The following is a 12,300-nucleotide window of genomic DNA, read 5'->3' as shown; positions in this document are numbered from 1 at the left end:
AAAGCATCACCAAAATATTCAGGCTTATGCGCTCTAAAAAGCGTTATCCCATCAGGTGAACGAAATGTAAGAATATTTAATGTTGCGTATTCGTTTTTTAATCTATCATAAAAAGGAAGCACGATGGACTTTATCTCCTCATAATCTCCATCATTTACGGCTTTTGAGAGGTCATTACGAGCAACCATCTTATCTAGCTCGATATTTAATTCTTTTTTGCTCTGCTCTAAATCTATCTCAAAAAGTCTCTGTGCAGAAGCTGCTACACTCTGAAATTGTCTATCTATTGAACTTTTTAACTGATAATTTAAAAATAGATAGATAACTCCCCATGCTAACGCCAAAATAATTAAAGTAAAAATTAGTATATTTCGTCTTGTTTGATTGGGGATATTCATGCCGTCTGCTCATTATATATATATTAAAAACAATTATATCTTTTTCTTGCTAATATCTAAGTATTTAATCACTAAACCTTCGTATCTAGCCAAGCTCTTTTTTTATAAATATAGACGTAGATAATCCCTTTTATAAGCGTTTCTACATTCATTATAATAAAAATAGCAATTATCCCATAACCCATTTTATAGGCTATATAAGAGGGGATTAATCGAAATATCCACAATGAAATCACATTGACTTTAAGCGTGGTTTTTGTCGCTCCTGCCCCTCTTAACGCTCCTGAATAGACAAACATGATAGCAAGCGGGATTTGAGCCAATCCCACTAGCATCAGGTAGTAGGAAGTCACTGCAATCGTTGGGACATCTTTTGTAAAAAATCCGACTAAAAATTCAGGAAAAAGGATAAGCATTACACCAACACTTCCCATAAATATATAAGCAATTCGTCCACTTATGATGCCCATGTTGTAGGCTCTTGTTTTATTATTTGCACCAAGACTTTGACCAACTAGTGCCGTTGCGGCTATGGAAAAGCCAAAACCGGGCATAAAAGCAATACCCTCTATGCGAAGTCCAACTTGATATCCCGCAAGTTCTGCCGTTCCGTATGCGGCTATGATGGCTACAAAAAAGAGAAAAGAGATGCTTGAAATCCCCCTCTCTAGTGCCGCGCTCCATCCTACATGCCAAGCTCTTATCAGATCTTTGACTCTTATAATTGGAATAAAATTGAGCTTTGCATGCGGTTGTTTTAAAAGCATATAGTACGCCGCAACATTAAAGCTATAAGCAATTATAGTAGCATACGCCGCGCCCTCTATCCCCATAGCAGGAAATCCAAAATGTCCAAAAATCAAAACATAATTTAAAGAAGCGTTAATCGCTGAGGAGAGAAGTTTTATGTAGAGTGAATTTTTTGTATCCCCCGCAGCAGAGAGTGCATTATACAAAAGTGTGTCGATAAAAATAACGACTAATCCCAGCGAAATTATCTTAAAATAGAGCGTGCCCTGCTCTACTACATCAGCTTCTGCACCCATTAGAGCATAGATATATTCACTTCCAAAATAACCGCCGATTGTCACAAAAACAGATGAAACAGCCGCGAAAATTCCAAGCGAATAGAGCAGCGCAGAGGCTCTTTTTTTTCTCCCCTGCCCAATAAATCTAGATATAAGAGAATTTCCACCCACAACATAGAGCGTCATAAGCACATTTATTATCATCATAAACTGCATGCTCATACCAACCGCTGCCAATGCCGAAACGCTTACCATTCCGACCATAAGCATATCTATCAAAATCTGCAGAATATCGACAAGATGTTTAAGTGCCGCAGGAATCGCAATAGACAAAACTCTATGCGTATCGCGGGAGATTAGTTTTGAAAAAATCGTGATACCTCTTGCATAGATGCCATAAGCTCCTCCTTCGTCTTAAACTCTAAAGTAATTTTCTCTTTTTTCTCTTCATGAATAGGAGTAAAATCAAAAACAAGCACATAAGCTTTTAGCTTAACCTTCTCACCGTAAAGTTCCGTCCACTCCAGACTCATCTCTGCAGTCTCGCCGTTCAAATCAACAACAACAGCAGGATAGAGCCGCGTTAGTTTGCTCAAATCCAAATCTCCGGCACTTGACTTATAAATCATCTTTTTCATGAATAAACTTTTTAGTATAATTTTTCGTATAATAACCAACGAAGGTTGATAGTTGGCTTTGTTTTTAGCTTTAAGATAGTACCCTTATCTATGGATTTCACAATGTTTTCACACTTTTAAATTATAATGCTTATTTAAATTTAAAAATATTTTATAAAAGGAGAGTTCAAATAATGAGAAAATTTATCTTTGTATGCTTTTATCTTTTTCTCAACATCTCTGGTGCCACAGAGCTGACACTTGATGAGTGCATCGATAAAACACTAAAAAATCATCCCGATATTAAAAAAGCGGCTTTGAGTGTTTTTGAAAAAAAATCTTTAGTAGATATCGCTAAAGCAGATTATCTCCCTCAGATAAACGTGAGTGCTCAGTACAACCCAATCGATACTTTTGTTATGCCAAGGAATAATCAGTTTCAAACGATTGAAGATGATAGTTGGCGGGTTGATGCTACGCTAAATCAAAAAATATATGATTTTTCAAAAACAACTTCAACCATTAACGCATATAAAAAAGGTGAAAACATAGCTAATCTTTCTCTGGATGACGCAAAAGCTCTTCTGGTTTACAATGTTAAAAATCAGTATAATTTAGCACTTTTAAAGACTAAAGAGATAGAGATAAGAAAAAAAGATTTACAAACAAAAGAGGAACTTTACAAGCAAGCAAAAGCGCTAGTTGCCCAAGGCTTAAGAACGCAAGCGGATGAAACGAGCATACTAAGTGAGCTATATATTGCTCAAGATAATCTTGCCATTGCCAATGCCAATTTTGCTAAAGCACTCACAACTCTCTCTCTTTACATCGGAGAAAAAATTGATACAGACACGCAACTCAAAGAGACCACACCGATAAAAAACCAAAATACAGCAAATGCACAGCTACTTCTTCAAGAGGTTTTAGAAAAAAACTTCTCGCTAAAGAGTTCTCAAGAGGAGATACAAAGAGATGCCCTACTCTATGAGGCAGCAAAAGCTGGGCACTATGGCTCAATCGATGCCGTAGCCTCCTACACTCATCAGGAAACACTTAACGAATATGACACCTCGCTTGTCGGAGTTATCCTCAGCATCCCACTTTACAGTGGTGGAAGAATCAGCGCGCAAACACAACAGGCTAAAATCTCAAATGAGATGGCAAAGGAGTCATATAATTCCCAAAAACTTCTGCTTCAAGAGGAAGTAGAAAATTTGGCAATTGATTTGCAAAGGTATATTTACACTATAAAAGCCAAAGAAGCTCTTGTGGTTTCTTCAAATGCAACAAGAGAAATAGTTGAAGGAAGATACAAAGAGGGTCTCTCAACTTATATAGAGGTTCTTGATGCACTATCAACATATCTTTTTGCAAAACTAGGGCTTCTTGAAGCTAAATTTGATATCACCAATATAATAAACAGACTAGATTATCTACAAGGACAAACTCAATGAAAAAGTGGTTAAAATATATCATAATTGCACTATTTATAGCTATTGGCGGCGCTGTTTTTTACAATAAAGTATATATCGTAAAATCAACATTTGCTATAACAAAACCGACAAAAGGGGATTTACTCGTAACTGTGCGTGGCATCGGAAATGTTGCTGCTAAAAATATATATACTATTACGGCGCAAAGCGGCGGAGAGATAGAAAATATATACTTCGATGAGGGTCACTGGGTAAAAAAAGGAGATCTGCTTTTAACGATTGACCCGGTAGATCTTCCTATGCTTTTTGATGAAGAAAAAGTAGCTCTTAGTAAAGCCAAACATGATGTTCAAACGGCGCAAAGCGATTTTGCAAGTCTAGAAGCGCAAAAGACACTTATTTTAGTAACCTATGAGCGCTATAAAAAACTGCTTCAGCAAAAATATGTAACGCAAGCAGAATATGACAAAGCAGATAGCGACCTGCAAAACATAGATGCGCAAATAAACGCTTCTAAAGCTAAAATTGCCTCCGCAAAACTAGAGATAGAGCGCCTAAAAAAGAGCATAGAAGCGATAGGAGCAAAACTAAAAAGAGTTAAAATCTACTCTCCCGTTGATGGATATATAATCTCAAAAGATGCAGAAGCTGCACAATATGTTCTCCCCTCTACTCCAATTTTTAAGATAGTAGATCCTAAAACATTATGGGTTGTGGCAAATATTGATGAGAGAGTAGCCGATAAAGTAGAGCTTATGCAAAAAGCCTCAATAAAACTAAGATCTCAACCAAATGTAAAATTAAGCGGAAATGTTCAAAGAATAGTGGCTATGAGTAATCTTGTTACCCTTGAGAGGGAGATAGCAATAGGATTTCAAACCACTCCTGCTCTGTTTTATATAAATGAGCAGGCTGAAGTAAACATAGAAGTTGCCAAATATGAAAATGTAATAAAAATTCCTCTAAATTTAATTAGCACTAAAGATGGAGAAAAAGGAGTTTGGGTAGCAAGCAGTAATAATGCTCATTTTGTGCCAATCTCTATCTTAGCACAAAATGAGCAAGAGGCTGCCGTGCTATCTGGTATTGATGAAAATACGGAGTTGTTGATACATAACGCCGACAACAAACCGCTTAGCAATGGAATGAAGATATATAGATGATTAATTTAGCCGCAAGAGATATTGAGCACACCCTTGGCAAATTTATAGTCACTGCTATGGGTGTTGGGATGCTGCTTGGAATCGTCCTAATTATGATTGGCGTATATCGTGGAATGATGGTAGAAGCCGAGATTTTACTTAACGATATAAGCGCAGATATATGGATAGTTCAAGAGGATACTCTAGGACCCTTTGCTGAATCATCAAGGGTTCATGAGGATTTAAAAGATATTATCTATGTAATGCAGGGTATAGATAAAAGTGAAGCTATGACTTTTCAAAATATCCAGCTTCCTCGTAAAGACAAACCGGTTAGAGTAGTAGCGGTGGGATACGATATTTACGGAAAGATTAATCCCATAAACCCTCAAAGATTGATAAAGGGACGAGAGTTAAAAACAGACCACTATGAGATAGTCGTAACTGACAAAACTGGTTTTAAACTAGAGGACAAAATAAAGCTTGGACGAAATTTATATACCGTTGTCGGCATTACAAGCAAAACTGTATCAAACGGCGGCGATCCGTTAGTTTATCTAAGCCTTAAAGATGCGCAGGAGTTGCAGTTTTTATACTCAAATAAAGAGATACAAAACAATGAAGCAAGAGGAGTTGAAAATTCAGAATCTTTTATGGTAAACAGTATTGTAGCAACTGTTAAAGATGGATTTAACATAGATGAAATAGCGCAGGATATAAGAAAATGGCAACACAAAAGTGTTTATACAGCTGCACAACAAAAAGAGATACTAACAAAAAATCTAATTGAAAAATCTTCAAAACAGATAGGTCTTTTTACGGTTATTTTGGTAATTGTCTCAACCATAATTATAGCCCTTATCATCTACACCATGACGCTAGAGAAGATGAAAGTGATATCCATTATGAAACTTATGGGGTTGCCAAACAGCCTTATTATAGAGATGATTGTTAAAGAGACACTTCTACTTGGAATCTTTGCCTTTATTTTTGGAAATGTATTTTCACACTTGATTTACGATAAATTTCCTAAACTCGTAGTATTACTAATTCCAGATGCATGGATACTTTTTGGTGTAATTATTTTAGCATCTATCCTAGCCTCTTTTGTAGGTGTCAAAAAAGTCATAAGCGCCGATCCGGCAGCAGCTATCGGAGGATAAGATGAGCAAGCAGAGTGCTATAAAAGTTAAAAATTTAGTCAAAAATTTCGGTAAAGATGACAACTTAGTTCGTGTAATTGAAAATGCATCATTTGAGATACAAAAAGGAGAAGTTGTAGCTCTTATCGCCCCAAGTGGAGCCGGAAAAACAACTCTTCTTATGATGATAGGGTGTGTTATAGAGCCGACAAGCGGAGAGATTTGGCTTGGAGAAAATATGGTTTATAAAGACAAGTGGCTGGCAAAAGATACTCGTAAAATACGAAGAGAAAAGATAGGATTTATATTTCAAGCGCATTATCTTGTTCCCTTTTTAAATGTTTTAGAAAATATAACTCTTCTACCACAAGCTAACAAAGTAAGTGAAGAAGATGCACTAAAAAAAGCTATGGAGCTTTTGAAGTATTTTGAAATAGACGATAAAGCATATAATATGTCATCACAGCTCTCCGGAGGGCAAAACCAGAGGGTTGCTATTGCACGCGCGCTTGCAAACAATCCTGAGATAATTTTAGCAGATGAGCCAACAGCTGCGCTAGATGGAGAGCGGGCTGTTAGTGTTATAAAAATGTTAAAAAAAATTGCTCTTGAGCAAAATGTTGCAATTATTACCGTTACACATGATGAGAGAATCCTTCCATACTGCGACAGGATAATGAAGATACAAAACAGAGGCATAATTTTTCATGACCTAAATGACGAAGATATATTATAAAACTGCTCTGTTTTATTTCACAATTACTTCACACTTTCTCGCTAAAATTATAGTTCAAGGAGCATATTATGAAAAAAAAAGTTATTCTATCTCTGTTTGTCGCAGGTTTATGTTTTGGTGCCGACTATTCACAAATGAGCACTCAAGAGATGCAGAACATGCGCGGTAGTGTACCTGCTGAGGAGCGTGATGCTTTTAAAGCTGAAATGCAAAACCGTGTTATGAATATGAGTCAGGAGGAGTGGGATTCTTTTAAGCAAAACAACTCCAATGACGGTTCGCAGCAGGGTTCAAAAGATACTACAGGCAACATGTACAAAGGCTCAAACGGCGGCGGTAATGGCGGAGAAAGAGGAAGAAGATAATCTCCTCAAATCTGCCTTTTAAGATAACAATCAAAAAGGAAATATTATGAATGTAACTTCAACAAGCTCAATGCAGCAGATAAGAAAAATGGATGGCTCTGGTGGCGGTCAAGGTCAAGGCGGCATGAGAGATATTATGCAGAGTCTGCCTACTGAAGATAAAAACAAAATGATTGAACAGCTTAGCTTAATGAATAAAGAGGACAGAGCAGCAACCGTCGCTCAAATGAAGGATGTTGATGCTTCAACATTGAGTTCACAAAATTATGCAAAAGCACTTCTTGACATACTTGACAAAGCTAATACGAACAAAGCTGAAACTGAAGGCTTTTCTGTATATGCATAACGATTTTTAATGTATAATTTTTTATGAAAATTTTATACTTAGAAGACGATTTGAATTTATCACAAACCGTTGAAGAATTTCTCAAGGACGAGGGCTTTGATGTGCTTTGCGCATATGATGGAGATGAAGCTTTGGAGTCTATCTACTCTACAAGATTTGATCTCTTTCTCCTAGATGTCAATGTTCCAAAAATCAATGGCTTTAAACTCCTACAAGAGCTAAGAGATGCAGATATTTCAACCCCCGCAATTTTTATAACTTCCCTTAATGGCATAGATGATCTCTCCTGGGGTTATGAGTGCGGTGCGGATGATTATATAAAAAAACCTTTTGTGCTAAAAGAGATGCTCCTTAGGATAAATGCTCTGTTAAAAAGAGAGTACAAAACACAAGAACAGCTCATTAAAATAACCGATGAGATTGATTTTAACATCTACTCAAACACTCTTATGAAAGAGGAGCAAAAAATAGTGCTAAATCAAAAAGAGTTGCTACTGCTCAAACTGCTTTTAAAACATAAAAGCGAGTGTGTCAGCTTTGAGAACATCTACCAAAACGTCTGGCAGTTTAACGAAACGCACAGCTATATGAGTCTAAGAACCTATATAAAAAATTTACGTAAACATATAGGCAAAGAACATATACTAAGCATGAAAAATATCGGGTATAAACTTGTATAGCGGAGAAAGAAAAAGCATACTTTATGTCTTAGGACTCTATCTTAGCTCTACAATTTTATTGATTGCAACCTTTTTTACAAGTTACTACTATTATGAGCAGGAGCAGTTTATCCATAGTGAAAAAGAGATTTTAAAAAAATATACGCTTGAAGTATCAGACAAGCTCTCTGCGCTTAGTGAAAGTAGTAGTGAGCGATTACAATACCCAAGGTTTGAGGATTTTAACAGTGCAATTTACGATATAGACAAAAATCTTATTTTCAGTACGATAGAAGATATAAATACAAAAAATGTTAAGCAGGGGTTTTATACCATAGATGCTGATTCTTACCTAGCATCACCTATAACCCCATACTATCTCGGCGCTGCTTATATTGTCATACAAAAAAAGTCCAAAGACGTAGATATACTAAATAATTTGATATACATAGCTATCATCACGGTACTCATTACCGTAATAACCTCTTTTTTTCTTGTAAACATCGTTTTAAAACCTATAAGAGAAAATATAAAACTTCTTGATAACTTTATAAAAGATACGACACATGAGCTAAATACACCTATAACGGCGATACTCGCAAACGTAGAAACTATCGACTCCTCAAACTGCGATGAAAAAACACTGCGAAAACTCGAACGCATAAAGATTGCATCAGCTAGCATCTCAAATCTCTATCAAGATTTGATTTATCTGCTTTTAAATCACAAAACATCACTTCAAAATGTGGATTTAAATCTATCCCAAATAGTAACTCAAAGAGTAAAATACTTTACAAATATGGCAAATATGAAAAAAATAGAGTTCATTTTGGATATAAAAGAGGGGGTTCATTTTTTTGCTGATAGACAAAAGATGGAGCGTCTTATAGACAATATCCTCTCAAATGCGATTAAATATACAAATAAATCAACCAAAATAACAATCACTCTAAAAGAGACTTACTTAAGCATAGAGGATGAAGGAAAGGGTATGAGCAAAAATGAGCTTGATAAAATATTTACAAGATATCTGAGGTTTGATAAAACTCAAGGGGGATTTGGAATCGGGTACAGCATTATAAAATCAATAATTGATGACTATGCTATAAAAATAGATATCGAGTCAAAACCAAACAAAGGAACAAAGGTAACGCTCACATGGTAAAAAAAACTGCTCTTTTTATTCTGTTTTGTACTCTTTTAAACGCTTGGGAGTTTGATAAAAACTGTTTAGTTTGTCATGGAGAGGATTTTAAGTTTCATATCATTATGAATAAATATACCCTCAAATACAGCAGTGAACAAAGAATAAAAGAGGCTATTTTTGAGTATCTCAAGGAGCCTGACATTAATAAATCAATCCTGCCTCCTGAGTATATAAAAAAATTTGGCTTAAAACAAAAAAGCAATCTTGATGATGAGAAACTAAAAAAGATGATAGATATCTACTACAAAAGATTTAACCAGCAATCTAAGATTTACTGAGTGTTTTTTTAAAAACTTTTATAATAGCCAAAACAACAACTCCTATAACTAAACCAATTATTAAATTATTAACTATTGTCGGGAGTGACTCTATATAGTAACGATGAAAAAACTCTATTTTATGAGCAAGTATGCTGCCGCCAACCAAAATCATGGCGAATGTTCCGACAAATGCCAATGTTTTTATAAGTTTTGGCATAGCACTAATTAGAGTATTTCCGCTTTTTGGATGGTTTTTGCTTATAAGCCAAAACCCGACATTATCCATCCTAACTATCATCGCCACCAACCCATAGACTCCAAAAGTCGCAAAAAGTGCAACAAAAACAGTTGAAGAGACTTGAACCACAAAGGGCTGATTTTCAACAGCACCAAGCGCTATGACGACTATCTCGATAGAGAGTATAAAGTCTGTTAAAATTGCCGACTTTATCTTCTGTTTCTCCACCTCTAATATATTATCTTTGGTTGAGTTTAAAAGCTCCTCATTTTTGCCTTCATCTTTTTTATGAAACATATACTCCTCTATTTTTTCAGTGCCCTCATAAAGCAAAAAAAGAGCACCCAGAATAAGGGCAATAGTGATTAAAAAAGGAGCCAAAGCACTCAAAATAAAAGCAATAGGTAAAATAATAGCTTTATTTTTTAAAGAACCTTTTGTAATAGCCCATATAATTTTAAGCTCTCTTGATTGCTCAAACCCCGTAGCCTTTTGCGCATTTACTGCCAAATCGTCTCCGAGAATTGCAGCTGTTTTTTGAGTTGCTATCTTACTTGCAACCGCCACATCATCTGCTAACATTGCTATATCATCTAAGAGTAGTAAAATTCCAGATGCCATTTTTTATCCTATGTGTTTAATTTTTTGCATCTTTAATATTTTGTGTGTGTAAAATCCACTTAAAATAGATTGCGCCTACAATAAACCCGAATCCTATTAGAGACGCTATAAATTCCAAAGAGAAACCTTTTGTTGCAAAAAAGCCTATCATATAAGATGTAATAGTGGCTGAGATTAAAAATAACATATCGTTATATGCCACAATTCGTCCATAATATTTTGATTCTATATTTTTTTGCAAAAGCGTGTAGGTATATGACCACAAAGTTGTGGTAAAAAGTCCTACGATTACGCTTGCAAAAAGCGACATATAAAAATCCTCCATGAGATATGCCCACAGCCAAATCGCAAATGCCTGAAATACAAAAACATTAACCAATCTTTTATTGTTTATCCAATTTCCAAACACTATAGGTCCGATTACTAAACCAATCGCCCTTGAAGCGTGTAGAAGTCCAAGAGCCAGAGAAGTTGCGATGATGGAAGCGTAATATTTATCTACCATAAGTGCTACTAGGGCATCAAATGCCGTAAGTCCTACAAAAGAGTGCATAAGCATTAGATGAATGGCTTGCGGAGTTCTCTTAAAGTATCTAAAACTATCTCTCATCATCTCCTTTAAGCTCTCCTTACTCTTAATAAACTCTATTTCTATCTCAAGTCTATAAAGCAGCAAAAAGGCAACGACAAACATCAAAGCATCAAGTATAAATGCCATTTTTATCCCAAACCAATAAACAACAAAACCGCCAAAAGCCATACCTAAAGTGTAAGAGAGTGACCATATTATTGAGTGAAGCTCATTCGCTTTTTTAAGCTTTTCTCCTCCCATTAGTTTAGGCAAAAGTGACATCTCGGTCGTGAAGTAAAAACTAGCTGCCGCCATCTTGATAAATACAAGTGTATAAAGAAGCCACAAGTCGGAGAGGTTATTAACAAGAACTAAAAAGAGTGTTGTAAATATCTCAATCCCTACTAAAATCAGCATAAGTTTTTTGGGGTTCATATTGTCGATTATCGAGCCGGAAAATGGAGCTTGTATTATTCCTGAGAGAAAATGAAGCATTGCGGTAAATGCCACAACTTCGGGGGATACTTTCATATTTAAAAGAAGCGTATAGATTGCAACATTGCTAAACCACGCCCCAAAATAAGCGATTAGCTGCACGGTTGATAATTTTCTAAGAGTTGTTTCTGTTTTTAGCAATTGGATATATTTATTCATAAATGCAAGATTATCATAAATTTGCAATAAACTTCTCCAAGAACTCTAATAAAAAGAGTTGTTTTTTTAATTTGTTAAAGTTATTTTTTTTTATGTCGATTTGGTAAGTAATAATATTCTCTAAAAAGGAGGAAGTCATGGATGGCATAACAAATATAGCAAAACAGCAACAGTCTCAAACAAGTCAACAAGAGGCTCAAGGAGCTATTGTAGCTCAAATAAGTCAAGTAGAAAAGCCTAGGCAGGTTGATATCGTTGAAGATATACAAAAAGAGAGTAGTAGCGTTAGAAAAATCGACTCTAAAGAAGAAGTACAGGATTTAGTAAATCAGTTAAACAAAGCGCTTGCTCCAATGACTACAAATGTAAAATTTGGTGTTGACAAGCAAGATGTTTTTTATGTATCAGTAATAGAAGCAGAAACAAGTAAGGTAATAAGAAGATTTCCTGCTGAGGAAGCTGTTGGTTTTTTACCTAAAATGAAAGAAGTTTCAGGAATTTTATTTGATACAAAAGGGTAGATAAAAGCTCTTTTGTGTCTCTTTTTTTCTGCTGCAACTTTCATTAACCAAATAATTTCACTAACCATTTTTTAATACTTTTTGTAGTAAACTCGCGGCAATTATTTTGTTCACAAGGGTTTTATATGAAAAGAGAAGTTAAAAAAGTTGTTTTAGCATATTCTGGCGGACTTGACACAAGCGTTATTTTAAAATGGTTGCAAGATGAGTACAAGTGTGAAGTCGTAACTTTTACGGCTGATATCGGTCAAGGCGAAGAGGTTGAGCCAGCTCGAATAAAAGCACTCTCGCTTGGCATTAAACCTGAAAATATATTTATTGAAGACCTAAGAGAAGAGTTTGTAAGAGATTATGTTTTCCCT

15 protein-coding genes and 1 pseudogene are annotated in these 12,300 nt (G+C 35.4%); 11 read left to right on the top strand and 5 right to left on the bottom strand.

The window, feature by feature from the left end; genetic code table 11:
* The 3 genes and pseudogenes from M0Q17_RS08370 to M0Q17_RS08360 all read right to left on the bottom strand — a co-directional run.
* Window positions 1-398 (bottom strand): annotated as a pseudogene (locus tag M0Q17_RS08370) (GGDEF domain-containing protein); the annotation flags it as partial.
* Window positions 399-469: 71 nt separating this feature from the next.
* Window positions 470-1,759 (bottom strand): MATE family efflux transporter, encoded by a 1,290-nt coding sequence (locus tag M0Q17_RS08365; protein ID WP_295085852.1) that lies wholly within the window; start codon window positions 1,757-1,759, stop codon window positions 470-472.
* 23 nt (window positions 1,760-1,782) lie between these two features.
* Window positions 1,783-2,064, bottom strand: coding sequence for a hypothetical protein (locus M0Q17_RS08360; protein ID WP_295085850.1), 282 nt, complete (start codon window positions 2,062-2,064; stop codon window positions 1,783-1,785).
* A 173-nt stretch (window positions 2,065-2,237) separates the two neighbouring features.
* Here M0Q17_RS08360 and M0Q17_RS08355 point away from each other — a divergent pair, with 173 nt between their 5' ends.
* The 9 genes from M0Q17_RS08355 to M0Q17_RS08315 all read left to right on the top strand — a co-directional run bounded on the left by M0Q17_RS08355 (window position 2,238) and on the right by M0Q17_RS08315 (window position 9,351).
* The gene (locus M0Q17_RS08355) at window positions 2,238-3,497 is read left to right on the top strand and encodes a TolC family protein (protein WP_295085848.1); all 1,260 of its coding nucleotides are present in this window, start codon (window positions 2,238-2,240) and stop codon (window positions 3,495-3,497) included.
* Window positions 3,494-4,639: an efflux RND transporter periplasmic adaptor subunit gene (locus M0Q17_RS08350; RefSeq protein ID WP_295085845.1), complete on the top strand. Its 1,146-nt coding sequence runs from the start codon at window positions 3,494-3,496 to the stop codon at window positions 4,637-4,639. The genes M0Q17_RS08355 and M0Q17_RS08350 overlap by 4 nt, the downstream gene beginning before the upstream one ends.
* The gene (locus M0Q17_RS08345) at window positions 4,636-5,781 is read left to right on the top strand and encodes an ABC transporter permease (RefSeq protein WP_295085842.1); all 1,146 of its coding nucleotides are present in this window, start codon (window positions 4,636-4,638) and stop codon (window positions 5,779-5,781) included. Before M0Q17_RS08350 ends, M0Q17_RS08345 begins: the two co-directional genes overlap by 4 nt.
* 1 nt (window position 5,782) lies before the next feature.
* Window positions 5,783-6,496: an ABC transporter ATP-binding protein gene (locus M0Q17_RS08340; RefSeq protein ID WP_295085839.1), complete on the top strand. Its 714-nt coding sequence runs from the start codon at window positions 5,783-5,785 to the stop codon at window positions 6,494-6,496.
* 68 nt (window positions 6,497-6,564) lie between these two features.
* A complete protein-coding gene (locus M0Q17_RS08335) occupies window positions 6,565-6,861 on the top strand; it encodes a DUF1104 domain-containing protein (RefSeq protein WP_295085836.1) in 297 nt (98 codons plus the stop codon).
* 46 nt (window positions 6,862-6,907) lie between these two features.
* Window positions 6,908-7,207 carry a hypothetical protein gene (locus M0Q17_RS08330; protein WP_295085833.1) on the top strand — a complete coding sequence of 100 codons (300 nt, stop codon included), beginning with the start codon at window positions 6,908-6,910 and terminating at the stop codon, window positions 7,205-7,207.
* Window positions 7,208-7,230: 23 nt separating this feature from the next.
* Complete coding sequence (locus M0Q17_RS08325) at window positions 7,231-7,887, top strand: response regulator transcription factor (RefSeq protein ID WP_295085830.1); 657 nt, start codon at window positions 7,231-7,233, stop codon at window positions 7,885-7,887.
* Window positions 7,880-9,031 (top strand): HAMP domain-containing sensor histidine kinase, encoded by a 1,152-nt coding sequence (locus M0Q17_RS08320; RefSeq protein ID WP_295085827.1) that lies wholly within the window; start codon window positions 7,880-7,882, stop codon window positions 9,029-9,031. The genes M0Q17_RS08325 and M0Q17_RS08320 overlap by 8 nt, the downstream gene beginning before the upstream one ends.
* Entirely contained in the window at window positions 9,025-9,351 is a 327-nt protein-coding gene (locus M0Q17_RS08315; protein WP_295085824.1) for a hypothetical protein, read from the top strand. The genes M0Q17_RS08320 and M0Q17_RS08315 overlap by 7 nt, the downstream gene beginning before the upstream one ends.
* Here M0Q17_RS08315 and M0Q17_RS08310 read toward each other — a convergent pair.
* Together M0Q17_RS08310 and M0Q17_RS08305 are read right to left on the bottom strand one after the other, a co-directional pair.
* Window positions 9,338-10,192, bottom strand: coding sequence for a DUF808 domain-containing protein (locus M0Q17_RS08310; protein WP_295085821.1), 855 nt, complete (start codon window positions 10,190-10,192; stop codon window positions 9,338-9,340). The two genes, M0Q17_RS08315 and M0Q17_RS08310, sit on opposite strands and share 14 nt — an antisense overlap.
* A gap of 16 nt (window positions 10,193-10,208) precedes the next feature.
* On the bottom strand, window positions 10,209-11,444 hold the full coding sequence (locus M0Q17_RS08305) for an MFS transporter (RefSeq protein WP_295085819.1): 1,236 nt from the start codon (window positions 11,442-11,444) through the stop codon (window positions 10,209-10,211).
* Window positions 11,445-11,554: 110 nt separating this feature from the next.
* Between M0Q17_RS08305 and M0Q17_RS08300 the strand changes: the two genes are divergently transcribed.
* Both M0Q17_RS08300 and M0Q17_RS08295 read left to right on the top strand, forming a co-directional pair.
* Window positions 11,555-11,938, top strand: coding sequence for a flagellar protein FlaG (locus tag M0Q17_RS08300; protein WP_295085816.1), 384 nt, complete (start codon window positions 11,555-11,557; stop codon window positions 11,936-11,938).
* 125 nt (window positions 11,939-12,063) lie between these two features.
* A partial coding sequence (locus tag M0Q17_RS08295; protein WP_295085814.1) for an argininosuccinate synthase domain-containing protein occupies window positions 12,064-12,300 on the top strand: 237 nt, incomplete at its 3' end.

Source organism: Sulfurimonas sp. (assembly GCF_023229105.1).
Lineage (GTDB): Bacteria > Campylobacterota > Campylobacteria > Campylobacterales > Sulfurimonadaceae > Sulfurimonas.
The sequence above is the reverse complement of the archived record's forward strand: the minus strand, read 5'-3'. Positions and strand labels throughout refer to the sequence as shown.